30 protein-coding genes and 1 tRNA gene are annotated in these 26025 nt (G+C 58.8%); 21 read left to right on the top strand and 10 right to left on the bottom strand.

All coding sequences use genetic code 11. The annotated features are described in order from the left end of the window. Positions 1 to 115 precede the first annotated feature (115 nt). Together EL191_RS05620 and EL191_RS05615 are read left to right on the top strand one after the other, a co-directional pair. Positions 116 to 964: a hypothetical protein gene (locus tag EL191_RS05620; RefSeq protein ID WP_126403458.1), complete on the top strand. Its 849-nt coding sequence runs from the start codon at positions 116 to 118 to the stop codon at positions 962 to 964. Next, the gene (locus tag EL191_RS05615) at positions 961 to 1632 is read left to right on the top strand and encodes a hypothetical protein (protein WP_041977120.1); all 672 of its coding nucleotides are present in this window, start codon (positions 961 to 963) and stop codon (positions 1630 to 1632) included. Before EL191_RS05620 ends, EL191_RS05615 begins: the two co-directional genes overlap by 4 nt. Positions 1633 to 1705: 73 nt before the next feature. Here the strand turns inward: EL191_RS05615 and EL191_RS05610 are convergent, their stop codons facing one another. Continuing rightward, positions 1706 to 2539, bottom strand: coding sequence for an HNH endonuclease (locus EL191_RS05610; protein ID WP_041977118.1), 834 nt, complete (start codon positions 2537 to 2539; stop codon positions 1706 to 1708). After that, positions 2532 to 2921: a (deoxy)nucleoside triphosphate pyrophosphohydrolase gene (locus EL191_RS05605; RefSeq protein WP_041977115.1), complete on the bottom strand. Its 390-nt coding sequence runs from the start codon at positions 2919 to 2921 to the stop codon at positions 2532 to 2534. The genes EL191_RS05610 and EL191_RS05605 overlap by 8 nt, the downstream gene beginning before the upstream one ends. A 439-nt stretch (positions 2922 to 3360) precedes the next feature. On the opposite strand from EL191_RS05605, the gene EL191_RS05595 reads away from it, so the two are divergent. The 11 genes from EL191_RS05595 to EL191_RS05550 all read left to right on the top strand — a co-directional run bounded on the left by EL191_RS05595 (position 3361) and on the right by EL191_RS05550 (position 11434). Next, on the top strand, positions 3361 to 3633 hold the full coding sequence (locus tag EL191_RS05595) for a MerR family transcriptional regulator (protein ID WP_174447341.1): 273 nt from the start codon (positions 3361 to 3363) through the stop codon (positions 3631 to 3633). Positions 3634 to 4013: 380 nt separating this feature from the next. Beyond that, positions 4014 to 4325, top strand: a complete 312-nt coding sequence (gene pflM, locus EL191_RS05590) for a lysogeny maintenance protein PflM (protein WP_162184343.1) — start codon at positions 4014 to 4016, stop codon at positions 4323 to 4325. 384 nt (positions 4326 to 4709) lie between these two features. Next, the gene (locus tag EL191_RS05585; protein WP_041977108.1) at positions 4710 to 5078 is read left to right on the top strand and encodes a hypothetical protein; all 369 of its coding nucleotides are present in this window, start codon (positions 4710 to 4712) and stop codon (positions 5076 to 5078) included. Between the two features lie 15 nt (positions 5079 to 5093). Next, a complete protein-coding gene (locus EL191_RS05580; RefSeq protein ID WP_017361246.1) occupies positions 5094 to 5273 on the top strand; it encodes a hypothetical protein in 180 nt (59 codons plus the stop codon). A gap of 160 nt (positions 5274 to 5433) precedes the next feature. Further along, positions 5434 to 5568, top strand: coding sequence for a membrane protein (locus EL191_RS24650; protein ID WP_017361248.1), 135 nt, complete (start codon positions 5434 to 5436; stop codon positions 5566 to 5568). Positions 5569 to 5687: 119 nt separating this feature from the next. Continuing rightward, on the top strand, positions 5688 to 7163 hold the full coding sequence (locus EL191_RS05575) for a hypothetical protein (RefSeq protein ID WP_126403457.1): 1476 nt from the start codon (positions 5688 to 5690) through the stop codon (positions 7161 to 7163). Between the two features lies 1 nt (position 7164). Continuing rightward, a complete protein-coding gene (locus tag EL191_RS05570; RefSeq protein ID WP_041977105.1) occupies positions 7165 to 7503 on the top strand; it encodes a DUF2523 family protein in 339 nt (112 codons plus the stop codon). Between the two features lies 1 nt (position 7504). After that, positions 7505 to 8596, top strand: coding sequence for a zonular occludens toxin domain-containing protein (locus EL191_RS05565; RefSeq protein WP_052435026.1), 1092 nt, complete (start codon positions 7505 to 7507; stop codon positions 8594 to 8596). A 9-nt stretch (positions 8597 to 8605) separates the two neighbouring features. Beyond that, positions 8606 to 8890 (top strand): hypothetical protein, encoded by a 285-nt coding sequence (locus EL191_RS05560; protein WP_041977102.1) that lies wholly within the window; start codon positions 8606 to 8608, stop codon positions 8888 to 8890. Positions 8891 to 9101: 211 nt separating this feature from the next. Continuing rightward, complete coding sequence (locus EL191_RS05555; protein ID WP_041977100.1) at positions 9102 to 10385, top strand: hypothetical protein; 1284 nt, start codon at positions 9102 to 9104, stop codon at positions 10383 to 10385. After that, entirely contained in the window at positions 10382 to 11434 is a 1053-nt protein-coding gene (locus EL191_RS05550; RefSeq protein WP_041977097.1) for a phage integrase, read from the top strand. The genes EL191_RS05555 and EL191_RS05550 overlap by 4 nt, the downstream gene beginning before the upstream one ends. A 369-nt stretch (positions 11435 to 11803) precedes the next feature. Here EL191_RS05550 and EL191_RS05545 read toward each other — a convergent pair. Next, a tRNA-Met gene (locus EL191_RS05545) sits at positions 11804 to 11880 on the bottom strand. 224 nt (positions 11881 to 12104) lie between these two features. Between EL191_RS05545 and EL191_RS05540 the strand changes: the two genes are divergently transcribed. Beyond that, entirely contained in the window at positions 12105 to 12332 is a 228-nt protein-coding gene (locus EL191_RS05540) for a hypothetical protein (protein WP_041977094.1), read from the top strand. On the opposite strand, the gene EL191_RS05535 is transcribed toward EL191_RS05540, so the two are convergent. Then, positions 12329 to 12685 (bottom strand): excalibur calcium-binding domain-containing protein, encoded by a 357-nt coding sequence (locus EL191_RS05535; RefSeq protein WP_041977091.1) that lies wholly within the window; start codon positions 12683 to 12685, stop codon positions 12329 to 12331. The genes EL191_RS05540 and EL191_RS05535 overlap by 4 nt on opposite strands. Positions 12686 to 12821: 136 nt before the next feature. Here EL191_RS05535 and EL191_RS24385 point away from each other — a divergent pair, with 136 nt between their 5' ends. Beyond that, on the top strand, positions 12822 to 12986 hold the full coding sequence (locus EL191_RS24385) for a hypothetical protein (protein WP_013714230.1): 165 nt from the start codon (positions 12822 to 12824) through the stop codon (positions 12984 to 12986). Between the two features lie 25 nt (positions 12987 to 13011). Next, a complete protein-coding gene (locus tag EL191_RS05530) occupies positions 13012 to 13458 on the top strand; it encodes a hypothetical protein (protein WP_041977090.1) in 447 nt (148 codons plus the stop codon). 48 nt (positions 13459 to 13506) lie between these two features. Here the strand turns inward: EL191_RS05530 and EL191_RS05525 are convergent, their stop codons facing one another. Both EL191_RS05525 and EL191_RS05520 read right to left on the bottom strand, forming a co-directional pair. Next, on the bottom strand, positions 13507 to 14421 hold the full coding sequence (locus EL191_RS05525; RefSeq protein ID WP_041977087.1) for a DMT family transporter: 915 nt from the start codon (positions 14419 to 14421) through the stop codon (positions 13507 to 13509). 208 nt (positions 14422 to 14629) lie between these two features. After that, positions 14630 to 16546, bottom strand: a complete 1917-nt coding sequence (locus tag EL191_RS05520) for a bifunctional metallophosphatase/5'-nucleotidase (protein WP_041977085.1) — start codon at positions 16544 to 16546, stop codon at positions 14630 to 14632. Positions 16547 to 16718: 172 nt separating this feature from the next. Here EL191_RS05520 and EL191_RS24380 point away from each other — a divergent pair, with 172 nt between their 5' ends. Continuing rightward, the gene (locus EL191_RS24380; protein ID WP_013714226.1) at positions 16719 to 16883 is read left to right on the top strand and encodes a hypothetical protein; all 165 of its coding nucleotides are present in this window, start codon (positions 16719 to 16721) and stop codon (positions 16881 to 16883) included. A gap of 233 nt (positions 16884 to 17116) precedes the next feature. On the opposite strand, the gene moaE is transcribed toward EL191_RS24380, so the two are convergent. From moaE to EL191_RS05500, 4 genes are all read right to left on the bottom strand, one after another. Further along, the gene (moaE, locus tag EL191_RS05515) at positions 17117 to 17566 is read right to left on the bottom strand and encodes a molybdopterin synthase catalytic subunit MoaE (RefSeq protein ID WP_041977083.1); all 450 of its coding nucleotides are present in this window, start codon (positions 17564 to 17566) and stop codon (positions 17117 to 17119) included. Between the two features lie 88 nt (positions 17567 to 17654). Next, entirely contained in the window at positions 17655 to 17897 is a 243-nt protein-coding gene (locus EL191_RS05510) for a MoaD/ThiS family protein (RefSeq protein WP_017361261.1), read from the bottom strand. Further along, positions 17894 to 18370, bottom strand: coding sequence for a cyclic pyranopterin monophosphate synthase MoaC (gene moaC / locus EL191_RS05505; protein ID WP_013714224.1), 477 nt, complete (start codon positions 18368 to 18370; stop codon positions 17894 to 17896). The genes EL191_RS05510 and moaC overlap by 4 nt, the downstream gene beginning before the upstream one ends. 250 nt (positions 18371 to 18620) lie before the next feature. Further along, a complete protein-coding gene (locus EL191_RS05500) occupies positions 18621 to 20012 on the bottom strand; it encodes a PhoH family protein (RefSeq protein ID WP_013714223.1) in 1392 nt (463 codons plus the stop codon). 483 nt (positions 20013 to 20495) lie between these two features. Here EL191_RS05500 and yaaA point away from each other — a divergent pair, with 483 nt between their 5' ends. The 4 genes from yaaA to EL191_RS05480 all read left to right on the top strand — a co-directional run bounded on the left by yaaA (position 20496) and on the right by EL191_RS05480 (position 26014). Then, entirely contained in the window at positions 20496 to 21275 is a 780-nt protein-coding gene (gene yaaA / locus EL191_RS05495; protein WP_013714222.1) for a peroxide stress protein YaaA, read from the top strand. Positions 21276 to 21981: 706 nt separating this feature from the next. After that, the gene (gene algD / locus EL191_RS05490) at positions 21982 to 23292 is read left to right on the top strand and encodes a GDP-mannose 6-dehydrogenase (protein ID WP_041977079.1); all 1311 of its coding nucleotides are present in this window, start codon (positions 21982 to 21984) and stop codon (positions 23290 to 23292) included. A gap of 50 nt (positions 23293 to 23342) precedes the next feature. After that, complete coding sequence (gene alg8 / locus EL191_RS05485; RefSeq protein WP_013714220.1) at positions 23343 to 24824, top strand: mannuronan synthase; 1482 nt, start codon at positions 23343 to 23345, stop codon at positions 24822 to 24824. 26 nt (positions 24825 to 24850) lie between these two features. Further along, positions 24851 to 26014 (top strand): alginate biosynthesis protein Alg44, encoded by a 1164-nt coding sequence (locus tag EL191_RS05480; RefSeq protein ID WP_017361265.1) that lies wholly within the window; start codon positions 24851 to 24853, stop codon positions 26012 to 26014. Positions 26015 to 26025: the final 11 nt, after the last annotated feature.

The raw sequence follows: 26025 nt of genomic DNA, 5'->3' as shown, positions 1-26025 counted from the left end.
AGCTTTATTTTCACACCAGTAAAGCGCTATCGATCAACATGATCGTAAAAATTAAATAACCTTAAAGCTATCGAACCCTAACAGCCAGGCAGCTATCAATACTAATGGAATAAATATGGGACAGATATTACTTCACTTTGATGGGGACATTACCAGAGACCACCGAGTTTCACTTCGTACTTTAGGCAAAGGTCTGTTCCATTTACAGGCCGCAATTAACCGTGCTTACCTTGACACTAAATATGGAGAGGTGTGGAAAGGCGCACGTATGGCTCACGAGGACTACGAAGCGACTGAATTCTGGTCGCGCGCCCCTCAAGAAGGCGGTTATATTATCGACTTCATCAACGACAGTCCTTTGATAAAAAAGACTTTGACACGAATGGTGCGTGCCATTTCTCCAGCAACAGAAAAGGCCAAAATTCAGTCTCTTTCCAACCTAGGATCACTTGCTGACCAAGCTGCTTTACGCGCCGAGCAAGTCAGCAAAGGTATCATTGATCCTATTCACTATGAATCTTATCTTCCTACTGCATCTGAAAACCCATACGGCGATCGCGCGATAAATAAAGAAATTGATATGATAGCCAGTATTGTTCGGACTCCCGGCGCAGGCAACAGCGTTGTAGAGCTAGGTATTGGCGGGGAACAAAGCTCAACATTCACATTCAACAGGGTCTCGAGCGAAAACTTCCACCAATTCATATCCAAGCGATCTCTTGGAGAACCTCTGATTTTCTCAGTAAGAGTAACCGAACTAGATCACAAGAACGGAACCGGTACAATATTTAACATATCAAGCTCCAAGCAATCAAAACTTCATTTTGCCAACGACTTTGAATTTCAATCCATCAAGAAATATCTTGGCTTACCTGAACCAATGCATTTCCTTGGCTGTCCAATCTTCGAGGGCGGAGCATATGACGCTAAAGCCGGAGACATATTCTTTTTGTCACTCGTATGATTGAGCAACTGACGGAACTCTGCAAAGACAAATTCAAAGGCGAGCTTGATGAAGCGCTCACGCTCGCCAATATACTTTGCTGGTTTTTTTTCGTAGTTTCCTGGCATATCTTCTACACTCTAGAAGAAACAAACCTTATTGACGGACTCTCTAAAGTAAAAATAAATGACGCAATAGACTTCAGCTCTGGAATTTTCTCTACATTTAGCATTCTAGAGCTTTTTGCGTCATTTATTTTTGTTTTTGTCCTATCGTGGCTTGCCAAGGAAATGTCCGAGGGACTATTTTTCCTGTTCTCTCTGCGTGACGACTTTGACTCTCATATGATTGAGTCAAATAAAATCCTACTTCAGCTCAAGCAAAAGTCACCATTAGCAATGTTTTTCCTTGGAAAGGATGCAGAAGCAAAACTCTCTCAAAAAAGAGCGGCATACTCACGAAAAAGAACTACCTCCCAGATTATTTTGGGAGCTGCTTTTTCTACGATGCTAGGCCTGAATTTCACTCTTCCAAACCTTGCCCTCTTCATTTTTCTTTTCTTATTCTTTGTAGCGTATACTTGGCGAGGCTTTTATTTCTATATCGAAAATATACTCCCCTACCATGTAGCTCAGAAATATAGCTCCGGTGGTTTTGCGTCTTTCGAAGACGGCATAGAGGCAGATTGACCGCTCTTATTCCGACTAAATATTTTTACTCCTCATTTACAAACACCAACACAGCCTTTCATATCGCCCTCAATTAAGTGGCATGCTCCAGGCTTGTTTTCATTTTGAGAATGGTCCGATCAGACTCGCTGTTAACAACATGCATTTTTCGGTGACAGTTAGGACAAAGTGCCACGGTGTTCTCCACTATGTCCGCTCCGCCGTTAGCCAGCCACTCGATATGGTGTGCCTCCAGGTAAGGGCTACCATCCTTCCGCTTAAACGGTGCCGGCTCTCCACATAGCTCACAATGGCCTTTGGCTCGACGTCTTGCATTCTCGGCGACCCATGCCGAGCGCTGATGCTGAGTGGCGCTAACGGTGCGCGTTCCTACCTTTGCCTGCCCCTGCTGCTTGGCCAGTTTCTCGACTTCGGTGTCGCTTAGGTAGCGAGCTTGTTTCTCTTTAACCTGGTCCAGCGCTTTCAGCGTGGTATCAGGTATCTCAGGCAAGCTGCCTGCCTTCAACCGCAACGGGAACACCCATACCGGTCGGTTGTTGCCCTCTGCATCTAGCTGCTGCTCTTGATAAGGCTTGCCGGCCAGAACAACTTCACCGATGTAGGTGTATACGCGCTTGGTGAAAACCTCGAACAGATGGACCGCTACGCCGTTGGTAGGCGATTCGTTCAGCGTCCTGTTCTGATTGAATTCAAGCGACTGGGGGCCAACCTGCCCCATGCCGGTGTAATGCAGCACGTCGTTTATCCAACGATCGTCATACACCGACTCGACATGGTTCGAGACGATAACCAACGTATTGGTGCGCTTGGACCGGCGCATGCCACCTTGTCCGCTGCAAAGAAAGGTCGCTGTGAGCTCGTCATTATTGAGCGTTGCGCCAGGTACTGGCGGCATGAAGCTAGCCATACGTGCGGATGATCTCTTCGGCAATCGGAATGTCTGCGGGGGCTAATTCATAGCCCAGCAGTTCATTAGGCGGGACCCACTCAGCCAGATCGTGCACCTGGAGCTTGAGAGCGGTAGACCGCAGCTCGACCACCACTGCAATCAACTCGATGGTGCCGCCCGGGTATGTGTAGATAGACGTGGTGAGGATCTCGCCGGCATCCGATTCGACGCCAAGCTCTTCGTGCAGCTCACGGATGATGCAAGCTTGCGGGGTTTCGTCAGCTTCGAGCTTTCCGCCCGGGAACTCCCACATGCCCGCTAGTTTCTCGCCTGGGGCTCGGCGAGTGATCAGGATCTTTCCGTCCCGATAAATGACCGCGGCGGCCACTTGGCGTCCCATACCTCTACTCCTTGCCGCTATTCCTTCGGGCGTACCAGCGCCTAGTAACTTCCTGTGTGATCGCTATCCCGCGTTTGGATTGGCCAAGTTTCGGTTGGCTTCGTCGAATTCGGGGCTGGTCTGGCCTATCTCCGGCGCGATCTCGCCGCTGACCAGCCATAGAGAATACTGAGGAAATACCTTCACGACGGCATCTATCTCGGCGTCAGACAGTCGTGCCTTACCGCTACGGATGTTTCCCCACCGGTATCGGTCGATGCCGGTCTCCTTCTCAAACCAGACGCTCGTCCGCTTACTGTCGAAAAGGCTTATAAGCCGATCTCTTATCATTCCTAAAAATTCTACTTAGTAGCTTGTACTTAGTAGGAAAGCGCCCGACAATGGGGCTACCTAGTAAATATTACTTAGTTGGTCTGTCAGGCAATTATAGGACATTCGCATGGAACAGTCTGGTGTAGTGGGGCTTTCGATTTCGGGAGACGCCCAACGCGTAACGGATTTCCGCGACGCACCGTTCTGCACGAAATACGTGCTGGCTCAGCTTCTGGGCACTGAGCAAATCACCGAAGACGTGGTGCGCGGCTGGATCGAAAGCCACACCGTCCCGACCGTGAAAATCGGCCGTCACCGCGTCATCAACCTGCACCGCATCCGCCGCGACCTCGACCGAGGCAAAACCATCTTCTGCGCGGGGGATTACAGCGATGACTAAGCCAGTCATGGACTACCAAAACTTCCTCTGGCGCCTGCTCTGTGCGCTTACTGAGGTTCGCCTTTCCAATGATCCACATGGCACAGAGGGTGACTCGCTGACGGAAGCCTCATCGCTGATCAATCGTGGGCTGACTGAGGGCTATATCTCTGCACCTGAATTTCTTCGGCTCAATCGCCTGCTTCGGAGTGCGGCTCTGTACTCCGCAAATCTGAACTTTCCCGATGCTCGTAACGCTGGGCCATACATGCCTACGTCAGTGTGGTTCAAACGCCACAAAGCTGAACTGGCTGCTGAATCAATGACTGGCGTGATCCATATGCCCGGCTACTACGTTGTCGATCCTGTTCATGGGAAGTCTCAAACCCTGGAGGCGACCAATGAAAAGCCTGAGCCAGTACCTGCACCAGCCGCACCCCGCGAACTGCGACTGCTCTGTGTGCTACGTCAATCGAAACTGGTCGACTCTCCCAGCATCGTCTCCATCGGCTACCTGCCGATCCACACCATGCACCGAGTGCCGCCCCGCGCAATGGTCCAAGGTAAATGGTCGGACCCACGTTACGCCGGCCTATACCTGCGAGAAACACACGCCACCGAGCCGACCGCCGAAGTACTGGCACGTTGTGCTCGACACCGGCAAACCAACGCCCTTCGTGCCTCTGCGCGAACCGTTCGAACTGGTGGGGTGAGCGCATGATCACTTTCGAATCGCTCCTCTTTATCGGCTGGTTACTCACGCTCTGCGTTCTCTTCCTGCTTGATATCAATCGCCTCTTCAGTGTGGCTAATAAGCCATCTGAGCAATCGCCTCCGGCGTCCGTGACTGGCCACCCCGGCCTCCCTGACCGAACCGCGCAATCACCGCCAGTCGCGGGCGACGGTGGCGAAACGGGATGACAAGGGCGCGGCCCTTGGTGTTAACGAACTAACAGGCTGCACAAGCGGCAACTGAAACCCCGGCAAGTTGAGAACCCCACTCTCGGGCAAAAACGAAAGTTTGCCCGCGTGGACTCGCTCGGCCTGCTGAAAGGTAAATCCGCGCAATAAGGCGCAACTAAGCGAGGTAACACAACATGGCACGCACCACTATGGAACTGGCATTCATCAGCGCTGAGCGCGTGAAGTTCGACAACGTGGATCTGGTCAAGCTGTACCTGGGCGACGAACCGGACGGCGAAAAGGACCTTGGCGTCTCCCTGCTCTCGATGCAGGTATCCGAAGACGTTCGCGAAGAAGTATGGGGCGCCTGCAAAGGTCTCGACGTGCTCGAAACCGCCCGCGTAACCGTCGAGATCGAACGCGGCTCCAAGAACGCCGGCAAGTTCATCGTCCTGCACGTCGAGTCGGCCAAGCCCGCTCAGGCCGCCAAGCCTGCCGCCACGCAAGCCACCCAACAACAGCCCAAGCCGACCGGCGCCCAGCCGGACGCGGCCAAGGCCTGACGGGAGGGCGCCGCCGTGCTGATCGTTGATCGCGTGCTGTGCGACTGCTGTGGGCAGCCCATGGGCCAGCTCTACAACCAGTCCGCCCCCCAGCCCGACCTGCTGCCCGATCTGAACAAGGCGCCCGCCCTCGTCATCTGTCCCGATTGCATCGCCATGGCTGAGGTCGTCCGCGACCCCAGCCTGGCTGAGTAGTCGGGCCGTTCTTTGGAGGTGATCAGCAATGGTTACAGCCGAAGCAGTCGCCGCCGTGTACGGCTCCGGGTTCGCCTTGACCCTGGGGTTCTACATGGTGGGGCTGAAAGTCGGTGCGGTGCTCTCCGCACTCCGAAAACTCTGAAAGAGGAAACACGAGATGGAAGCCATCTTCGCTGCTGTTGATTTTTCCACCGTCGCCACCTGGGTTGGCACTGCTGGCGTTGCCATCATCGGCATCGCCATGGCCTTCAAAGGCATCGACCTGGGCAAACGTGGTGTGAAAAAGGCCTAAAGGCCGGAGGGAGGGGGCCGCAAGGCTCCCTTCGACTTTATGGAACCGCTCGTATTCACCTCCGAAGACCTGGCCACACTCGTTTACGCCCTGGTCTTCCATGCCGGAGTGCTAGGCGCATGGGCAGCAATCGCTGGATTCAAATCACGCTTCTGATCGCTGGCCTGATCCTCGTCAGCACCGAGGTCTATTCCGCTACGCGCAAGACGGTCAATCATGCGCAAACTGCTCGCGACATCGTTAATGGGCAGACTGCCACAACTGGCACCATAAGCGTCCCCGCCGGAGCTGTCGCTTTCTACGGTCAAGACTATGTTGACCGTCACGAAGCTAAGAGCCTGCTGACTAGCGGCAACATTGGCTCGGGAGCGGCTAACGGTCCCGGTGGTGGCATTGGCGGGTCCGTTAGAACTAAGCAAGCTGTCACCATTAAGCCTGCCGTAGTAATTCCAAAGTCTGCTATTGCGAATCTTGCTGTAAACACACTTAAAGGCGGTGTTGCGAGTGTTGCTGCTACAGCCGCCGTTATGTGGGCTATTGATCAAATTCCCGGTGCTAGTTTTGATCCGCAGACGGGGGAGTTGGTTAAGTCTAATGCCCCAGAGATAGTAACTACTGGTACTTTTTGGCATTCGAATCGAGGCGGATCAACGTATCGCGCGGGTTCTGCTATAGAGGCATGCCGTCGTGGTAATTCTGGCTTTTATCAAGTTCGCAAGAATGGCTCGTCTGAGCCGCTTGGTGCTAATGATACTGTTGCTGGGTGCTGGAACTCCTACGGTTTACTAGAGACTATTTATCGTTCTAATTTTGACTGCCCTCATGGCATTAATCCTTCCAACTATACTTGTCATGCAACTGCGCAGCCGTTTCCGCCTCCTGATCCTTTTTCCCCTGCTGATGATCAGTTGCTAAAGGATGCTCTTGCTTCTGTTCAGAACTCCGAATGGCTCCGCGATCTGATCAAAGCCTCCTGCAACGGCTCTAACAATCCCGCTGGATGCTACGAAAGCCTCGTAGAGCGTCGTCAGTTGATGGGGCCCGCATCGCAGGTTGGCCCGAAGACCAGCACTACCACGACAACTACTAGTCCAAATGGCGCCACCTCTACAACGACGACGACTAGTCAGAACACCTACACGTATAACTACGGCGACAACTATTACGACTACAGCACTACTACTAAGACAGAAACGACAAAGGACGGAGAAACCACTGTCGAGGAAACAACAGATAATCAGCCGGATGAAGAGCCGACCGAAGAGCCCAGCGAGGAAGACTTCGAGGGTGACTTCAGCGACTCAGATTTTCCTGAAGTCGAACCATTCTACGAACAAAAATACCCAGATGGTCTAGAGGGAGTTTGGCAGAGCCGCAAGGCCGAAATAGACGCCAGCGCCTTCATCAGCTTTCTCCAGTCATTCGTGCCCAACTTCTCCGGCAGTTGCCCGGCCTATGGCCTCGGTTTCGACCTTGGCTACATCAACTTCGGCCAGCACGGCTTCGACGTGGCCTGCTACGTCTTCGAGTTCATCGGGATCATCTTCATGGTCACCGCCTTGTTCACTTCGCGCGCACTGATCTTCGGGGGCTGACATGGCCGGTATCTTTCGCTTCTTCTCCGCCATCCTGGAAAAGGTCGCCAATTTCGCCAAGTGGCTGCTGGCTGTGTTCAAGCAGGTCTTTGCTGATCTATGGAACATCATCACCGACCTCGGCTGCTGGGGTTTCGATGCGTTGTTGGGCATCGCTATCGGCGCCCTGAACGCCATCGCCATACCCTTCGACCCCAGCACCTACTACGCCATGATCCCGGCCGACGTGGCCAACATGCTCGGCCTGGTCAAGATCCCTCAGGCCATCGCCATCATCGTCGCAGCGCTGGTAATCCGCTTCGCCCTGCAGACCATCCCATTCGTGCGCTGGGGGTCCTGATATGCAGAACCTCCTGATGGGGCCCTCTGGCGGCGGCAAGTCCTATGAAGCCTGCGTCTTCCACGTCCTGCCTGCGCTCAACAAGGGCCGTAAGGTCATCACCAACCTGCCGCTGAACGTCGATTACTTCGAAGCGATCTGCCCGGGCGCCATCGACCTCCTGGAGCTACGCCGCGATCAGGGCAACGTCCGCGCCTTCTCCCGCGTCGACCATTTTGGTGACGACTGGCGACACCCTGAAACAGGCACCGGGCCGCTGTACGTCATCGATGAATGCCACAAGGTCTTTCCGCGCGGTAAGACCAGCCAGCAGGTCGAAGAGTGGTTCGCCGAACACCGCCATGAATCGGCCGACGTGCTCCTGATCACCCAGAGCTACGGCAAGATCTCCAAAGCCATCGTCGACAACATGCAACTGATCTACCGGGTGCGCAAAGCCACCGCTTTCGGTAGCAACAGTGCCTACATCCGCAAGGTACAGGACGGCATTCGCGGCGAAGTCGTTAACGAAACCGTCCGGCGTTACGACCCCAAGTACTTCAAGCTGTACCGCTCGCACACCAAAGGTGGCGGCGAAGAGTTGGCCGCTTCCGACGTGACACCACTCTGGAAGCACTGGACGTTCAAAGGTGCCGCTCTCTGCCTGCTGATACTGGTGTTCATGGTGCCCAACCTCCAGCACCCATTTCGCCCCAAAGCAAAAGAGCCGGCACCAGAACAGCACCACGAAGCCCCCGATGAACAGCCGGTGCCTGATGAAAGGCCTGCACCAGAGCAGACCGCTCAGGCCGCGCGGGAAGATCACGCCAAGGGCAAGCGCTCCCACCCCTGGCAAGGCTATGGCCTGCACATCGCGGCTATCATGCACGGCAACCGGGACGGGCACGAAGTGATCAAGGGGCTGATGCGTGTCAGTCAGAACGGGCAGCCCATCACCACTGTCAGCTTCGCGGACCTCACCCAGGCGGGCTACCAGCTCAACTACCATTCAGATTGCGTCATATCGCTGCGCTTCGAAGGCGTCGATATTGGGTATTCCGTCTGCGATGCACCCAAGGTAGGCTTAGCTGGCAAGGTGCCAGGTAATGGATAGGAGGTCCCTATGGGTCTGGAAGACCGCGAGTGGTATCGCGAAGAGTTGCGCCGTAGAGGTCAAAAGTCCTCATGGGACAATTTCAGCGCCAAGGATAAAGTCCCGCCACGACAGCCTGAGCAGCCAAAGCCAGCGCCGTCCAAGCGCCGAACACCTCCGTCATACGTCCACCTGCAAGCTCAGGAAATCCTCGACTCACGTCGAGAGAACGCCGGGCCACCTTTCAGGCTGGCCATCTACTTCTTCGTCGCTGCAGCACTGCTGGTCATCGGCATCTTCCAACTGCTGCCGTAACGCCTTCAATCGCATGTCCCTACTTTGGCCAAGGCCAGAGTGGGGAGCTTGCTTGCGCCTGCGTGAAATTCATGACGTCACCCGGCTAGACGCCGCGCGGGAGGGCACCCGCTTGCGGGTGGGACCCGCGCGGGCGCGCGCCGGTGACGTCCCTGTAGCACGTCAGATAAACCAATTTTAGCACCCACGTTACACCAGAGAGATACAGAGAATGAGCGCACCAAAGGACTACTACCGCATTGATATTGAGACCGGGAAAGAAGACCCAAAAAGTCGTCTGTTCTGTGATCCTCGAGCGGGTGGTTTCGTGGATCTGTCCAACGTCCGAATCCTGGCCTGTAGCGTCGATACCGTCCGCCAGTTGTACCGTGGCCTGATCCGCCCGGAAATCATGTGCCTGTTCGAGAAGCCCGGCACCATCGTCGATTTCGCTGGCCAACGTTGGCACTCGGGTCGTGTCAGCAAGGATTCCGGCTACCAGTACAAGCTGCAGAACGCTGACCTGGGCATCATCCTGCTGGTGAAGAACTTCAACGCCAAAATCGAGAACATCGGGCCCCACCTGAAAATCGAAGTGTCGCCCCACGCTATCGACCAGTTCTGCCCCGAGCGCTTGCAGGAACGCCTGGACTACTACGCCAGCCACGTACTGACTAATGTCGAGCGCAACCAGTGCGCCGTTCACCTCGCGCTAGACCTGCAAGGATGGCAACCGCCTGCTGATCTGGTCGCCCGCATGCACTGCCGCGCACGTGCTGCCCGTGATATCTCCGGCATCAAGGAAATTCAGTGGACCCTGGAGTCTGCCACCTACGGCAAAGGCCAGTCCTACCTGTTCGGCTCTGCCGGTGGCGTCCAGCTCGGTATCTACAACAAGACCGAACAAGCCCGCTCCATCGACAAGCTCGACTATTGGGAAAACGTCTGGAAGCGTCGCGACAGCTTCGATGAAGCCGACCCGGACAACTACAACCCCGAACAAGACGTGTGGCGTGTCGAGCTGCGCTATCACCACTCGGTGATTCAGCAATTCGCCTCAGGCTCGTTTGACCTGCACAGCGGCGAAACCATCGAAACCAACAGCTATGCCGCTTTTGCACCGCATCTAGATGGCCTGTGGCGCTATGGCCTGCGTCAGTTCAAGTTGCTGGCTCGCCCTGGTTATTTCGAACCCATCTGGACGCTGATCCGTGACGATGTGCGCGTGGATCTGCCGGTGGATTCCCTGGTGGATGAAACCGAGTACAAGCGCCATTACAAGACCTCGCGAGGCTTCTCGGGGAAGAACGTCGAGCTATTCCTGGGAAACTTCGTCAGCCTGCTGGCACGGGAGCGAGTGGGCGCTAGACGAGCATTTCACCGGCTCAAGGATTGGGAATGCTGGCCGGTAATCCGCGACCACTATGCCGCCAAGGGCATGGATGAAGACGGGCTGTATAAACACATTAAGGGCATCCTGGAAGAACGCCATGTTCGTTGGGGGCGTGCTGTATGACGGCCAGGAAAGACGGCAACACTTGGACCGCTGACTTCTACGAAAATGGCCGCTCGGGTCGCCGCATCCGCAAGAAGGGTTTCAAGACCAAGGCCGCAGCCCAGCGCTATGAATCGGAGTTTTTCGCCAGCCTGAACAGCACCGGCCGGCCGCTCGATGATCGGCTGTCTGATCTGGTGACGCTCTGGCATGACCTGCACGGCTGCTCGCTCAAGGATGCCAAGCATCGTCTTGCACGCACCCTGGCCACGGTCGAACGCCTCGGCAACCCGATGGCTTCCAACTTCGATGCCCTCGCCTGGGCACGCTATCGCCAGACACGCCTCAAGGATGTCAGCCCGCACACCGTCAACCATGAACAGCGCTACCTGTCGGCGGTCTTCTCCGAACTGATCCGCCTGGGTGCCTGGGTCGGCAACAACCCGTTGGCCAAGGTTCGTCAGATTAAGACAGATCAGACCGAGCTGACGTTTCTGACACTGCAACAGGTCGAACAACTGCTGGAAGAGTGCAAGCGCTCGACCAACAACCATACCTATCCGGTTGCGCTGATCTGCTTGGCCACTGGCGCCCGATGGGATGAAGCGGAATCCCTGTCACGGGGTGCCCTGTTCGGCGGTAAGGCCCACTTTCATCGGACGAAGAACCGCCAGTCTCGCTCGGTGCCGATCCCGAAAGAAGTCGAAGACATTGCGTTAAAGGTAGGAATGCCCGGAAACGGCCGGCTGTTCATGCCTTGCCGATCCGCCTTTCGCTCTGCCTACCTACGTTGCGGTTTCCATACACCGGGGCAAATGACCCACATCTTGCGCCATACCTTCGCCAGCCATTACATGATGGGCGGTGGTGACATCCTGGGCCTACAACGGATCCTTGGGCACTCGACCATCACCATGACCATGCGTTATGCGCACCTGTCGCCTGATCATTTGGAGTCGGCACTTCGGCTTTCTCCTCTTGCTCAATCAGGCTGCCTAGCTAATACAACCGTGTCAGCAATAGAAGTGTCGGGGCGACTACGAGGCCAAAGCCAATACGGAACTGTTTGAGGTTTTGCCAAGGTATGGTTATGGCGATAAGGAGCGTAGCGGGGACTAGTAGGAGCTGCGGTACAGTTACTGCTACTGCTAAGCAATAAGTGAATGCTGACTTGCCGGCAGGGGCTTCCGGGGTATCAATAATGCAGTCGTATCCCAGTAGGATAAGACCGCCCCACCCTAATGCTCCTAGAGAAATGCCTATCCAATATAGCCAGAGGCCAATTCGTCTCATCACTGCATCCTTGCATCCTTGCATCCTTGCATCCTTGCATCCTTGCATCCTTGCATCCTTGCAATCCGTAGGCGCGGTGTAGTCACTTCGTAGTCACTACCCCAGAAACGACAAAGGGCTAGCCTAAGCTAACCCTTTGAAAAATATGGTGGCTACACCGGGACTTGAACCTGGGACATCAGCATTATGAATGCTGCGCTCTAACCGACTGAGCTATGTAGCCAACGGCGCGCATTTTCCGCGTCTCGCCTACCGCTGTCAACCCCAGATCGTCGATAAATTTACGTTTTATCAAGCGGTTAGGCTTCGCAGGTGGCGACTCGCTGAATCGCTCATTTCTGAGCCTGCGGCTGACCTCTCAACCACTCGGACGGTGCTTGCGGGGCTGTCGGGCGATGCCGGAAAATCCGCCTCAGCAGGCTGCAGCGCCGCCGCGCGCGCTGGCCCATGAACCAGGAGAGCACCTTGAGAGCGAGAGACGACTTCGACGACCTGCGGGCGGAGCGTGATATGCCAACGCATTACCGCAACGAAACCAACCGCTTCGCCGGGCTGTGGAAGCAGATCGCGATAGGCATCGTTGTCGGGTACAGCGTGCTGGGCATTATCAGCGCAGTCGCCTGGACGCTTATCGCCCAGATCGCGCTTAGCAGCCTGTCGATTACCCTACCCTAACGCCCGCACCACTGCCCTTCACAGGGCACGCCATCGTTGTCGCCGTCCATCCTGGTGCCGGGGCAGTTGCGCAGGAAGAAGGTCGCTTCGGCGCAGGACGTCATTTGCGAGCAGTGCGTGCGGCCATCACAGCGATAGCTGCTGCCAGCCACCTGGGCTGCGGGCTGGATGAGCGAGGACGACGAGTGCCGGTTGTCGATCGAGAAGCTGGACGCGCCGGGCTGAGTGACCTCCGGGTTGTCCATCACCGAGCCATCGCCGGCGACATTGCTGATGATCGGGTTGCCGGGCTTGCTCAGGTAGAACTGCCAGAAGGCAGCACCCAGCAGCAGGATGATAATCAGCTTCTGCATTGCACAGTCCCTTGCCCGTTTGGGTAGATGCCAGTAATGGCTTGGCGATGTGATAAATCCAGAGCCGAATCTTGGCACTTGCCATCCCCTGCCCGCCTCTTCATCCTGCCCCCTTGTTTACCAATCGAGCCCTGTCATGACGCCCATCCAGAATATCGGCCTGGCGCTATTCGTCGTGCTTTCCATCGGTATCGCCATCGGCCACAAGACTGAATGCAGCGATGGCCGCGTGGTTGAAACCTATCTGGCCAAGGGGCTGGCTTCAAAGGTGCTGGGGCATGATCTTTGCCAGCAACCCTGAACGATCCTTCATTAAGGAAGCTGTGATGAAAAAGCTCGCCGTGCTTGTCAGCTGTGCTCTGCTCGGAGCCTGCGCCAACCTGGGTTCGCAGCCACCGGTGCCGGTTACCTCTCCGGTGGTGCAGGCCTTTCGCGATATCTGCCTGCAGACGGCGCCGAGCTTTGCCGAGGCGCATCGCGTGGCACGGCAGCATGGCATCACCGAAATGACCGACATGGGTTTTGCCATCATCGGCTTCAACGCAGACAAGAGCCTGAGCATGCAGGTGAAGGTCAGCCACGAATGCGTGGTGACCAGCGAGACGCAACAGGACGACACGCTGACCAGTCAGTTGCTGACGGCAGCAGCGATCAGCGCCGGCACCACGGTACCGCGCAAGGTACCAGTGAAGATGATGATTGCCGGGCAGCCTTTCATCCTCATGCACGATCGCGAAGGCGGTGAGGCCTTGGTGGTGTTGAAGCCGGAGTAAGCACCCTTTCTCCCGGCCCCTCCCCGCAAGCGGGAGAGGGGAGTTTATTCAGACGCTTTTGCCTGGCCGCGTGGCCAGCAGTAGGCCGCCGAAGATCATCGCCGCGCCCAGCCAGTGGTAGAGCTGCAGGCTCTCGTTCAACAGTACCCAGCCGAGAAACGCGGTGAATACCGGCATCACGTAGTTGGTCAGCGCCGCCTTGGCCGCGCCGATCACACGGATGCCATGGTTCCAGGCCAGGTAGGCCAGCAGCGAGGCGAATACCGCTGTGTAGGCGATGGCCGAGAGATTGGCGGCATTGAGCGTCAGGTGTGTGCCCTGGCTCAGTTCATAGAGGTAGAAAGGCAGGATCAGCGGCACGCCGAACAGGATGAAAACCCCGAGCAAAGCCAGTGGCGGAATCGGCTGCAGGTACGCCGACCAGCGCCGCAGCAGCAGTGAGTACAGCGCCCAGTCGACCACCGCCAGCAGCATGATCAGGTCGCCCTGGTTGAAGGACAGGCTGGCCAGTCGGCTCCATTGCCCCTGGCTGATCAACACCGCCAACCCCGCCACGGCCACCAGCATGCCCCACCAGGCACGGCGCGCCGGCCATTCATTGAGCAACAGCCCTGCACCGATGAAAGTCACCAGCGGCAGACAGGTGTTGACTAGCGAAATGTTGATCGCCGCCGTGGTCTGGGCGGCGCTGTAGAGCAATGAGTTGTAGCCGGCGATCCCCAGGCCGCCAAGCACCAGTAGGCGCCAGCCGGCGTGGCAGACCGCCGCGCGATGACGCCACAGCGGCATGGCGACGAACGGCAGCAGCAGCACAAGAGCCAGGCACCAGCGCCAGAACGACAGGGTGAACGGGGCGATTTCACCCGCGAAGGCGCGAGCCACAAGGGCATTACCGGACCAGCAGAGGTTGGCCAGCAGCAGACCGAACAGCGCCAGCGGGCGCGAATGATTGAGTGCGTTCATAAGGTGATTGCCGCGCCGATGCTATTCGAGTGGGAACGGGCCGGTTGAGCACGGTCAGCGAGCGGGCAGTGCTGAGCGATCATTGCGTAGCTTCCGAATCAGGCGGTTTTGCACCATACGGAGGCAGGCCAGGCTTGGCAAGATTGCGGCTGATGTGCAAAGGCAGCGCGCTGCGTACCGAAGTCGGCACGCAGCGCACCCCAGGCACTCAACACCAGCGGCGCAGCGGGCGGGTCAGCAACCAGAGAATCAGCAGCACGCAGGCCAGGATCACGGCACTGACGCCCCACTGCAGCGGCCCGGCGAGGCGGAACATCTCGGCCGGATGCAAGCTGGGCGCACGAATCATGCGCGCTTCGGCAGCGATGCCGGCGGTGGGAATATCGGCCAGGCCATCGCCGTCGAGATCCGGCAGGCCGCGGATATGGTCGAGCAACGCCTGCCATTCCTTGAGCTCCTGCACGCCTTCGGTTTCCGGGTCCTGATCGACGATGGCATCTTCGATGCGCGGCAGCGATTTGCCCTCGGCATCCTTGGGGATCACGTCGAGCAGGCCCTTGGTCAGGTCGGGCACCAGCCAGGTGAAGCTGCCGACGTAGCTGGTGGCGCCAATGCTGTAGAGGCGCGTGTCGTCGAGGTCCAGATCGTGGTAGCCCTTGACCGGATCACCGATCTCGATCCGGCTGATGCGGTCGAACGGTACGCGCCAGGGGTTGTAGGTAAAGCGCACGCCGGAGACCCTCGGGTAATAGCTCTGACTGTCGCGCAACTGATAGGCGAGCAGCAGCACCTCCAGCAGCGACTTGATTTCACGGGCGCTGACGTAGGCCTTGATCATCGGGTAGCCGGGTTCGTCGTCGAAATGGCCGATGCCCAGCGGCGCGATGCGGAACAGGTCGGAGACGTCCTGCACGCCATTACGGCCCTTGAGCAGGTCATCGCGGATGGTGCCGTTGCCGGTGAACGCCAGGTCGGCATCGACTGCATGGCGCAGCGCGTCGGTTACCAGGTTGGCCAGGGTCTGGTCGGTGAAGTCGCGGCCCAGGCTCTGCTCGACCTTGGCCAGCGGCTGGTCGAAACGATAGTCCTTGGGCGCCAGCATGCGCTCACTGACCACCTGCTTGAAGTCTTCGACCTTGGCGGTGATGGCCGCATCGCCGACGATGCTGTCGTTGACCGGATGCAGGCGGTAGTCGCGCACACGTGGCACGCCATCATCGCCGATGGTCATGCGCAGTTCGCCGAGGTACTGGATTTCCGAACCAGCCTGCACCACCGGGGTATGCCCATTGACCAATACCGGCCGCGGTAGCGCCACATGCGAGTGGCCGCCGACGACGATATCGATGCCCGGCACCTGCTCGACCAGCTCCACCTCCTCGCCACGCCAACTGGCGTCGTCCTGCTGGGTGACGCCCATGTGCGAGAGCAGAATGACCACTTCGGCGCCCTCCTCGCGCAGCTTGGCCACGGTGTCCTTCGCGGTGGCCACTGGGTCGGCGAAAGTCACCGGTTTGATCATCGGGCTAACTGCCACGGCGTCGTTGCCGAGCAGACCGAACAGGCCGAAGCGGATGCCGCCACGCTCGATAAGCCTGTAAGGCAGGATGCGCCCGGCCTCGGCATGCGCCTGGAGGCTGTCGTCGGCCGTGCTCGCCGGATCGAAACGCATGTTGCTCGACAGCAGCGGCACCAACGCATCGCCCTTGGCCTTGTGCGCAGAGCTGATCATCGCCGCGAGGCCTGCTGGACGGAAGTCGAACTCGTGGTTGCCGATCACTGCTGCGTCGTAGCCCAGGTCGCTCATCAGACGCAATTCGCTGCCCATCTCGCGGGCGATGGTATGAAACAGCGTGCCCATGGTGAAGTCGCCACCATCGAGCAGCAGCAAGGGCTCATCCCCAGCCGCCGCGCGGCGCTCGTTCAACAGGGTGGCCAGGCGCGCAACACCGCCAACGGTGCCGTCGTCGTTCACCGTTGCCGGGCTGTATTCGTTGTTCGGACCGAAACCAAGCAGGCGCGACTGCCAATCGTTGCTGTGCAGGATGGTGAAATTGCGCTCGGCGGCGGCCAACGGCGTGGCGGCCAACAAGCCGGCGAGCAGAAGCGAGGGGAACAGGCGCATGGACGATCCTTGACAATGACTGCGCGCAGTATGGAGCAGGCGATGATGCCAGACAGCGACCAATCGAGACGCCTCTTGTCGCCAATCGAGTCAGGCATTCATTGCCCCAGGTCAGCCCCAAGCCTGACAGACGGGCTAGGCTGTAAGCAGGACGGCGAAATGGAGAAGAGCAATGGACCACTATCACCTGATGCTGGTACTGCTGATCGGCGGATTCCTGATGCTGGGAGTCGGCTTCAACTTTCGCGAACACGAGTGGGGCGTGCGGATGCTGGGCCTGGGTGTGCTGCTGATGCTGGTACCGATTGCGCTGCGGGTGCACCTGGCGCTGGCGTAGCGCCCGCTGGGGCTTTGCAGCATGGCCGTGCAGCGCTGGGTGACGTTCGACGCAGATGCTGCTAGCGCGTCGTGCAACTTACCAGACGGTAGATCGCGTTGCGCCAATGGTGGGTTACGCCGCACCAGAGATTGCGATTCGCTCAACAGACCTACCAGGCGGTTAACCCACCCTACGGTCCAGCGAGCGATCACTCGTAGGGTGGGTTCAGGTAACAGCCCCGTGACTCCCTGCTACTTCCAGCGCTCGGCGGCGCTCTGGTCGCTACAGCGGCCTTCGACCCAGCGCGGGCCCTCGCTGGTGTCTTCCTTCTTCCAGAACGGCGCGCGGGTCTTCAGGTAATCCATGACGAAATTGCAGGCATCGAACGCGGCCTGGCGATGGGCGCTGCTAGTGCCGACGAATACGATGGGCTCGCCCGGCTCCAGCCGACCGACGCGGTGGATGATCTCGATACCCAGCAGCGGCCAGCGCTCGCGCGCTTCATCGGCGATCTTGGCCAGGGCCTTTTCGGTCATACCGGGAAAATGCTCAAGAAACATGCCGCCGACTTCGCGGCCATTATTGAAGTCGCGCACGTAGCCAACGAAGGTGACCACCGCGCCGATGCCAAGATTGGCGGCATGCAAAGCATTGAGCTCGCTGCCGGGATCGAAGGGTTGGGCTTGGACGCGGATGGTCATGGGGGTCTCGTTTAATGAGGCGTTTTCAGAGTCGGTTTGGTGGGCTAAAACGGAACGCCGCCCGGCCCACCCTACGGCTGGATCGGCATCAACCGCCGGTGACGGTGGGGAAGAAGGCGACTTCATCACCTTCAGCCAGTGGCTCGTCGAGGCTGCACAGTTCCTGGTTGCGCGCGCACATCAGGTTCTGCTCGCCCAGCACTTCCCACTCGCCGCCACGGGCGACCAAATGCAGGCGCAAATCGTCGAGGGTGACGAAGTCGCCGCTGAGTTGTTCATCGTCACGGCCCAGGGCTTCACGGTAGCGGGCGAAATACTGCACGCGGATCATGCTTGTTCCTCCAGCTTGTAGTGACCGCTCTTGCCGCCGAGCTTTTCCAGCAGGCGCACCTGCTCGATGACCATGCCGCGATCCACGGCCTTGCACATGTCATAGATGGTCAGCGCGGCGACGCTGGCGGCAGTCAGTGCTTCCATCTCGACACCGGTTTGCCCGGACAGTTTGCAACGCGCGGTGATATGCACCGTGTCGTCGCCCTCTGCACTCAGCTCGACCTTGACCCCAGTGAGCATCAGCGGGTGGCACAGGGGGATCAGGTCGCTGGTTTTCTTCGCGGCCTGGATGCCGGCGATACGCGCTACGGCGAACACATCGCCCTTGGGGTGCTCACCGGCAACGATCATCTGCAGGGTGGCGGGTAGCATGCGCACACGCGCTTCGGCGGTGGCCTCACGGAAGGTGGTCGCCTTGTCGGTGACGTCGACCATGTGCGCGCGGCCTTGGGAATCGAGGTGGGTCAGCACGGGAAAGCTCCTGGCGGGAATCGGCCGATTGTAAACCTGCAAGTCAGGATTTGTCCGGGGCCAGAGCGGCAAAAATCCCCGGATTTCAGCCGGGCTACTGACTGCATCCGGCGACACAACTGTAGGAGCGGATTTATCCGCGATCATCGCGGCTGAAGCCGCTCCCACGAGACCTGTAGAAATTCGTTGATGCAGACTAAAACGCCCCTGCTCTTACGAACAGGGGCGCCAGTGTTTCACAGCTGGAAGGTTACATATGGGTTTCCGCGTACTCCGCCAGGATCGAGCGCGGTACGCCTTGCAGGGTGATGTGCACGCCGTGTGGGAAGTCCTTGAAACGTTCGGTAAGGTAGGTCAGGCCCGAGCTGGGCGCCGACAGGTAGGGCGTATCGATCTGCGCCAGGTTGCCCAGGCACACCACCTTCGAGCCACTGCCGGCACGGGTGATGATGGTCTTCATCTGGTGCGGGGTGAGGTTCTGACACTCGTCGATGAGGATCAGGCTCTGCTGGAAGCTGCGTCCGCGGATGTAGTTCAGCGACTTAAATTGCAGCGGCACCTTCTGCAGGATGTAGTCGACGCTGCCGTGAGTGCTCTCGTCCTCCATGTGCAGGGCTTCGAGGTTGTCGGTAATCGCGCCGAGCCAGGGCTCCATCTTCTCCGCCTCGGTGCCGGGCAGAAAGCCGATTTCCTGATCCAGCCCCTGCACGCTGCGGGTAGCGATGATCCTTCGGTATCGCTTGCTGACCATGGTCTGCTCGATGGCCGCGGCCAGCGCCAGGATGGTCTTGCCCGAACCGGCGGCGCCGGACAGGTTGACCAGGTGGATGTCCGGGTCGAGCAACGCGAACAGCGCCAGCGCCTGGTGGATGTCGCGCGGTTTGAGGCCCCAGGCTTCCTGGTGCAGCAGCGGTTCCTGGTGCATGTCGAGGATCACCAGCTCATCGCCCTTGATCGCCTTGATCCAGCCGACGAAGCCCTGCTCATCGAGGATGAACTCGTTGACATGCACCGCCGGCAGGTTGTCGGTGAGTTGCACGCGGTGCCAGGTGCGGCCATGGTCCTGACGGGTGTCGACCTTGCTCACGCGGTCCCAGAACGAGCCGGCCATGTCGTGATACCCCTTCGACAGCAGCGAGACATCATCGACCAGCTGGTCGGTGTGATAGTCCTCAGCGTCGATCCCGCAGGCGCGCGCCTTCAGGCGCATGTTGATGTCCTTGGTCACCAGCACTACGGACAGCCCGGGATTACGTGACTTCAGTTCCACCAACTGGTTGATGATCTTGTTGTCGTTGAGGGTTTCCGGCAGCCAGGTGACCGGCGCGGCACTTTTGCTCATGAGGATGGACAGTCGCCCACAGGGACCGCTCTTGCCGCGCTGGATAGGTACGCCGTACTCGACGTCCTCGGGTTCGGCACCGGCGAGAATCTGATCGATCAGGCGGATGGCCTGGCGACACTCAGCGGCGACGCCGTGCTTGCCGGACTTCAGTTTGTCGAGTTCCTCCAACACCGTCATCGGGATGGCGACGTGGTGTTCTTCGAAGTTGAGCAAGGCGTTGGGATCGTGAATCAGAACATTGGTGTCGAGGGCGTAGAGGGTTGGAGCGGTGGGCTTGGAGCGTCCGTGGTCATCCATACTCGGTCACCTTCTTGTAGTAGCCAGGCGACGCAATACCAGTGCGGTGCTGCGCCGGACAGAGACCGCCGATTTTTCAGATCGGGGCCGAAAGGTGGCAAGCAAGGTGAGGGCCAATGGCCGCCACCTGTCTGCAGGTTTCGGCGGTCTTGCTTTTTTATTACTCCAATTCACATGACAGAAAAACGTTTTTTTTCTGGCATGCAGTTTTATTTGCACAGGCGACAGATAACGCTTGGCGTGCCGCTGGCGCCCCGTTACAGTCCGAAGTCCTACCTGCTTCAACCCGCTTGGCTTACCCGCCCCCTCTTGCAGCACGCCGCGCCAATCAGGTGCAGGCGACGCTCCGCCTGTGCTCAATTGCCCGCAAGCGTTTCGCAAGCAGGGCTCCTGCCTACCACGCGTTGCTCAATCGCCCCGATAGGTAGTCTTGCCGATCCCTGGCCTCTAGAATCGCCGTCACGCTTTCTGGAGACTTTGCACATGCTAATGGTGATTTCACCGGCCAAGACCCTCGATTACGAGACACCGCCCGCTACCCCACGCTTTACCCAACCCGAACACCTCGACCATGCCCAGGAGTTGATCGAACAGCTGCGCGATTTCAGCCCGGCGCAGATCGCCGAACTGATGGGGCTGTCGGACAAGCTCGCCGGCCTCAACGCCGCTCGCTTTGGCAGTTGGGAGCGACCATTCAACCCATCCAACGCCAAGCAGGCACTGCTCGCATTCAAGGGTGACGTCTATACCGGGCTGAATGCCGAGGATTTCTCCGAAGACGATTTCGACTTTGCCCAGGCCCACCTGCGCATGCTTTCCGGCCTGTATGGCGTGCTGCGCCCGCTGGATCTGATGCAGGCCTATCGCCTGGAAATGGGTACCAAGCTGGCCAACGGGCGCGGCAAGGATCTGTACGCCTTCTGGGGTGAGCGCATCAGTGGCTGGCTGAACGAGGCACTGGCCGCACAAGGCGACGACGTACTGCTCAACCTGGCATCCAACGAATACTTCGGTGCGGTCAAGCGTAAGGCGTTGAACGCGCGCATCATCGACACCGAGTTCAAGGACCTGAAGAACGGCCAGTACAAGATCATCAGCTTCTATGCCAAGAAGGCCCGCGGCCTGATGGCGCGCTACGTGATCAAGGAACGCCTGAGCAACCCCGAAGGCCTGAAGGATTTCAACTATCAGGGCTACCGTTACTCGGCCGAGCATTCCAAGTCGGATAGCCTGGTTTTCCTGCGCGACCAACCGCAGGACTGATCGCCAAACCGATCGAACCCATGCACCGCTCATCGGTTACTGCATGGGTTCGACCGCTGCACTGAACGACACCTCCGCTTCCCACCTGTCGCCTCGCTGCGCGCCGAGCGCTGCGCCTGGCAAAAATTCCCTCGCCGTTGCGTTTGATTCTCAAAAACCTGTTTGGCATCACAGTTTCAGCGCGATCGCACTTCCTGCAGAACTTATTACGTCACTTAGTTATCGGATAGTTTCGCGTTAGTTAACTCGCCGAGTGCCATCATGCATTTTGCAACTTGCCACTATATTGCGATCAAATTAGTCGTTCAGCTCCGGTTCAGCTTCAGGACGAACGGTAGGAACTATCCGAAAGTGCCGCCACTCATACAGCCCGTAACACATTTCAATACATAACTTTCCGTCAACTGAACCTGCCTGATAGCGGATTGACTTCCGCCAGACAGCTTCGCCCAGAGAAAAGTTGGTGTAGTTCAAAGGGAGACCCAAGCAACCTGCAAGAGTACCGTTACAGAGGCCTCGTACGAGGTTAAAGCGACAACATCAAAGGGCCACCTTATATATAAAGGCCCGCACTCGGTGCCAATTCAGGCACCACTCTCTACTTATGCCTGAATGAACTTGCTCTTATTTGAAAAGCAAGTTCACGGACTAGTTTTGGCCAAAAGGCCAGTATTTGAAACTGCATCGAACGGACGAGGTGAATACCATGCGAATCAGTATCTTCGGTTTGGGTTATGTAGGTGCCGTTTGTGCCGGCTGTTTGTCGGCACGCGGTCACGACGTGATTGGCGTGGACATCTCCGCGAACAAGATCGACCTGATCAACAACGGCAAATCGCCCATCGTCGAGCCGGGCCTGGAAGAACTGCTGCAACAGGGCCTGCGTCAGGGCCGCCTGCGCGGCACCACTGACGTCGCCGCCGCCGTTCTGGAGAGCGATGTGTCGTTCATCTGTGTCGGCACGCCGAGCAAGAAGAACGGCGATCTGGAGCTGAACTACATCGAAGGCGTGTGCCGCGAAATCGGCATGGCCATGCGCGACAAGAACGAGCGTCACACCGTGGTGGTGCGCAGCACCGTGCTGCCGGGCACCGCGAAGAACGTGGTACTGCCGATTCTCGAAGATTGCTCGGGCAAGAAGGCCGGCGTCGATTTCGGCCTGGCGGTGAACCCCGAGTTCCTGCGTGAAAGCACCGCGATCAAGGACTACGACTTCCCGCCAATGACCGTCATCGGTGAGCTGGACAAGGCCTCCGGCGATCTGCTGGAAAGCATCTACAGCGAGCTGGATGCGCCGATCATCCGCAAGGACATCGAGGTCGCCGAGATGATCAAGTACACCTGCAACGTCTGGCACGCGGCCAAGGTCACCTTCGCCAACGAGATCGGCAACATCGCCAAGGCAGTCGGCGTCGACGGCCGCGAGGTAATGGACGTGGTCTGCCAGGACCACAAGCTGAACCTCTCCAAGTATTACATGAAGCCCGGCTTCGCCTTCGGTGGTTCCTGCCTGCCCAAGGACGTACGCGCGCTGAACTACCGCGCCAGCAGCCTGGACGTGGAAGCCCCGCTGATCGGCTCGCTGATGCGCAGCAACGCTGCCCAGGTGCAGAAGGCCTTCGACATCATCGCCAGCCAGGAGTCGCGCAAGGTCGCCCTGCTCGGCCTGAGCTTCAAGGCCGGTACCGATGACCTGCGCGAAAGCCCACAGGTGGAACTGGCGGAAATGCTCATCGGCAAGGGTTTCGACCTGAGCATCTACGACCGCAACGTCGAGTACGCCCGCGTACACGGCGCCAACAAGGACTACATCGAGTCGAAGATTCCGCACGTTTCCTCGCTGCTCAACAGCGACCTGGAAGACGTCGTGGCGAAGGCCGACATCATCGTCCTGGGCAACAGCGACGAGCGTTTCGCCAAGCTGGCCGAGCAGGCGCCGAGCGGCAAGCGGGTGATCGACCTGGTCGGTTTCATGCCCCACGCCAGCAACGGCGTGGCCGAAGGCATCTGCTGGTAAGGCCCGAGCGTACCTGCACGCCCAGCGCGTGCAGGTACGCGGAGACGCAAATGGACAAGCTCAAGAACGGCCTCAACCAAGCCAGTGGCTGGATGCTCTATCTCAGCCTGCTGATGCTCCTGGCGCTGGCGCTGCCGCGGTCTGTGTTCGATCCCGACTCGCGACACTTCCTGCTGCTGATCGGCATCGTCGGCATCTGGCGTTATTCCATGGGTGCCATGCACTTCGTGCGTGGCTGCCTGTTCCTTTACCTGGTGTACCCCTGGTACCGCCGCAAGGTTACAAAACTCGGCAAGGACGCCGACCCCTCTCATGTGTTCCTGCTGGTCACCAGCTTTCGCATCGAGGCACTGACCACTGCCATGGTCTACCGCTCGGTGATTCGCGAAGCCATCGACTGCGGCTACCCGACCACGGTGGTGTGCTCGATCGTCGAGCTCTCCGACGAGCTGCTGATCAAGAACCTCTGGGCTCAGGCCGAACCGCCGGCGCACGTCACCCTGGACATCGTGCGCATTCCCGGCACCGGCAAACGTGACGGCCTGGCCCACGGTTTCCGCGCCATTTCCCGGCAGATGCCGGACCGCGATGCGGTGGTGGCGGTGATCGACGGCGACACCGTGCTCGAACCTGAAGTGGTCCGTAAATGCGTGCCCTGGTTCAAGCTCTTCCCCAATGTCGGCGGGCTGACCACCAACGAGTTCTGCGAGGTACGCGGCAGCTACCTGATGAGCGAATGGCACAAGCTGCGCTTCGCCCAGCGTCACCTCAACATGTGCTCGATGGCGCTCTCCAAGCGCGTGCTGACCATGACCGGGCGCATGTCGGTGTTCCGCGCCAGCGTGGTGACCGACCCCGAGTTCATTCGCGATGTCGAAGCCGACCACCTCGAGCACTGGCGCCTGGGTCGTTTCCAGTTCCTCACCGGTGACGACAAGTCCAGCTGGTACAGCCTGATGCGTCTGGGCTACGACACCTTCTATGTGCCGGACGCCGCTATCAACACGGTCGAGCACCCGCCGGAGAAGAGCTTCATCAAGGCCAGCCGCAAGCTGATGTTCCGCTGGTATGGCAACAACCTGCGGCAGAACTCGCGCGCCCTGCGCCTGGGCCTGGGTCGCCTCGGCGCCTTCACTACCCTGGTGTTGTTCGACCAGCGCGTGTCGATGTGGACCTGCCTGCTGGGCCTGTGCGTGGCGATCATCGCCAGCCTCAAGTACAGCGTGATGTACCTGCTGATCTACCTGCTGTGGATCGGTACTACTCGGCTGATCCTGACCCTGCTGCTGATGCTCTCCGGGCACCGCATCGGCCCGGCCTACCCGGCGCTGCTCTATTACAACCAGATCGTCGGCGCCCTGGTGAAGATCTACGTGTTCTTCCGCCTCGACCAACAGTCCTGGACGCGCCAGAACACCAAGCTCAACCGCGGCCTGTCCAGCTTCGCCAACTGGTTCAACAGCTGGTCGTCGCGTGCCATGACTTTTTCTGCTGCCTCCGTCTTCATCGCCGCGCTGCTGGCGCTGGTATGACCGTACTCGAATAGGAATTAGCCACCATGAACTCCGTCGCCAATCTCAACGTCGTCCATGAGTCCGAGGCCCAGCGCCAGCACGCCCGCGTCAAGCTGCCGGGGCGCCTGCGCTACACTAACGCCCAGCGCGAACGCATCGATGCGCGCCTGCAGGATGTCTCTGCCGGCGGCTTCAGCTTCACCAGCGAAAACGCCACGCACAAGGTCGGGGACTTCCACCGCGGCCAGTTGCAGTTCCAGCTCGACAGCCTGGTACTGGGCCTGGACATCGAATTCCAGGTCACCTCGGTGCAGCCCGAGCACAACCGCGTCGGCTGCCAGTTCCACGGCCTCGGCGCACGTGAAACCGCGGCCCTGCGCCACCTGATCAGCAGCCACCTGGCCGGTGAACTGGTCAACGTCGGCGAGGTGCTGCACATCCTCCAGCGCGACAACTTCACCAAGGCGCGCAAGAACGGCGCTGGCGGTGGCATGGGCATGTTCGGTCGCCTGCGTGCAGTAACCTTCAGCGCCGCGATCTTCGTGATCGGCCTGGCCGCGTTCGGCTACATCGGCAAGTCGATCTACGGCCTGTACTTCGTCACCCACGCGCAGTCGGCGCAGATCAGCCTGCCGGCGCTGCAAGTGACCATGCCGCGTGAAGGCAGCGTACAAGCTCTGGTGCAGCCGGATGGTGTGGTGGAAAAAGGCGCGCCGATCGCCACCTTCACCACCAGCATGCTGGAAATGCTCAAGGGCCATCTGGGCGACGACCAGCTCGAACCGAGCCAGATCGAAGCGCTGTTCGCCCGCGAGATGCAGGGCACGCTGACCAGCCCGTGCAACTGCAAGATCGCCCGCCAACTGGTGGCCGACGGCCAGTTCGCCAGCAAGGGCGACGTGATCTTCGAACTGGTCCCGCAGGATGGCGTGGCCACCGTCAGCGCCAGCTTCCCCTACCGTCACCTGGAACAGGCTCGCCCCGGCACGCCGGTGACCTTCAAGGTCGCGGGCGAAGACCAGGCGCGTCACGGCGAGATCGTCAGCAGCGCGCTGCATGATGGCGGCCTGAGCTCGGATATCCGCGTGGTGATCAAGCCGCAGGACACCCTGCCGGCCAGTCTCGCCGGTCAGCCGGTGGACGTGGTGATCGACCGTGGCCCGTCGCTGGGCTGGCTGGTCGACCGCGCTGTCGCGGCAGGTCGCTAAGGAGGTCACGC

The organism is Pseudomonas mendocina, assembly GCF_900636545.1.
GTDB lineage: Bacteria > Pseudomonadota > Gammaproteobacteria > Pseudomonadales > Pseudomonadaceae > Aquipseudomonas > Aquipseudomonas mendocina.
This window is presented reverse-complemented; position numbering and strand designations above follow the sequence as displayed.

Coding starts and splice junctions, on each gene's coding strand:
- EL191_RS05570 (WP_041977105.1), top strand. CDS start 7,165: ATGGCCGGTATCTTTCGCTTCTTCTCCGCCATCCTGGAAAAGGTCGCC.
- EL191_RS05500 (WP_013714223.1), bottom strand. CDS start 20,012: ATGGATGACCACGGACGCTCCAAGCCCACCGCTCCAACCCTCTACGCC.
- EL191_RS05540 (WP_041977094.1), top strand. CDS start 12,105: ATGAACCAGGAGAGCACCTTGAGAGCGAGAGACGACTTCGACGACCTG.
- EL191_RS05480 (WP_017361265.1), top strand. CDS start 24,851: ATGAACTCCGTCGCCAATCTCAACGTCGTCCATGAGTCCGAGGCCCAG.
- EL191_RS05620 (WP_126403458.1), top strand. CDS start 116: ATGGGACAGATATTACTTCACTTTGATGGGGACATTACCAGAGACCAC.
- EL191_RS05585 (WP_041977108.1), top strand. CDS start 4,710: ATGGCACGCACCACTATGGAACTGGCATTCATCAGCGCTGAGCGCGTG.
- moaE (WP_041977083.1), bottom strand. CDS start 17,566: ATGACCATCCGCGTCCAAGCCCAACCCTTCGATCCCGGCAGCGAGCTC.
- EL191_RS05530 (WP_041977090.1), top strand. CDS start 13,012: ATGAAAAAGCTCGCCGTGCTTGTCAGCTGTGCTCTGCTCGGAGCCTGC.
- EL191_RS05610 (WP_041977118.1), bottom strand. CDS start 2,539: ATGGCTAGCTTCATGCCGCCAGTACCTGGCGCAACGCTCAATAATGAC.
- alg8 (WP_013714220.1), top strand. CDS start 23,343: ATGGACAAGCTCAAGAACGGCCTCAACCAAGCCAGTGGCTGGATGCTC.
- EL191_RS05520 (WP_041977085.1), bottom strand. CDS start 16,546: ATGCGCCTGTTCCCCTCGCTTCTGCTCGCCGGCTTGTTGGCCGCCACG.
- EL191_RS24650 (WP_017361248.1), top strand. CDS start 5,434: ATGGAAGCCATCTTCGCTGCTGTTGATTTTTCCACCGTCGCCACCTGG.
- EL191_RS05525 (WP_041977087.1), bottom strand. CDS start 14,421: ATGAACGCACTCAATCATTCGCGCCCGCTGGCGCTGTTCGGTCTGCTG.
- pflM (WP_162184343.1), top strand. CDS start 4,014: ATGAAAAGCCTGAGCCAGTACCTGCACCAGCCGCACCCCGCGAACTGC.
- EL191_RS05605 (WP_041977115.1), bottom strand. CDS start 2,921: ATGGGACGCCAAGTGGCCGCCGCGGTCATTTATCGGGACGGAAAGATC.
- EL191_RS05575 (WP_126403457.1), top strand. CDS start 5,688: ATGGGCAGCAATCGCTGGATTCAAATCACGCTTCTGATCGCTGGCCTG.
- yaaA (WP_013714222.1), top strand. CDS start 20,496: ATGCTAATGGTGATTTCACCGGCCAAGACCCTCGATTACGAGACACCG.
- EL191_RS05555 (WP_041977100.1), top strand. CDS start 9,102: ATGAGCGCACCAAAGGACTACTACCGCATTGATATTGAGACCGGGAAA.
- EL191_RS05560 (WP_041977102.1), top strand. CDS start 8,606: ATGGGTCTGGAAGACCGCGAGTGGTATCGCGAAGAGTTGCGCCGTAGA.
- EL191_RS24385 (WP_013714230.1), top strand. CDS start 12,822: ATGACGCCCATCCAGAATATCGGCCTGGCGCTATTCGTCGTGCTTTCC.
- EL191_RS05615 (WP_041977120.1), top strand. CDS start 961: ATGATTGAGCAACTGACGGAACTCTGCAAAGACAAATTCAAAGGCGAG.
- EL191_RS05550 (WP_041977097.1), top strand. CDS start 10,382: ATGACGGCCAGGAAAGACGGCAACACTTGGACCGCTGACTTCTACGAA.
- EL191_RS24380 (WP_013714226.1), top strand. CDS start 16,719: ATGGACCACTATCACCTGATGCTGGTACTGCTGATCGGCGGATTCCTG.
- EL191_RS05510 (WP_017361261.1), bottom strand. CDS start 17,897: ATGATCCGCGTGCAGTATTTCGCCCGCTACCGTGAAGCCCTGGGCCGT.
- algD (WP_041977079.1), top strand. CDS start 21,982: ATGCGAATCAGTATCTTCGGTTTGGGTTATGTAGGTGCCGTTTGTGCC.
- EL191_RS05595 (WP_174447341.1), top strand. CDS start 3,361: ATGGAACAGTCTGGTGTAGTGGGGCTTTCGATTTCGGGAGACGCCCAA.
- EL191_RS05565 (WP_052435026.1), top strand. CDS start 7,505: ATGCAGAACCTCCTGATGGGGCCCTCTGGCGGCGGCAAGTCCTATGAA.
- EL191_RS05535 (WP_041977091.1), bottom strand. CDS start 12,685: ATGCAGAAGCTGATTATCATCCTGCTGCTGGGTGCTGCCTTCTGGCAG.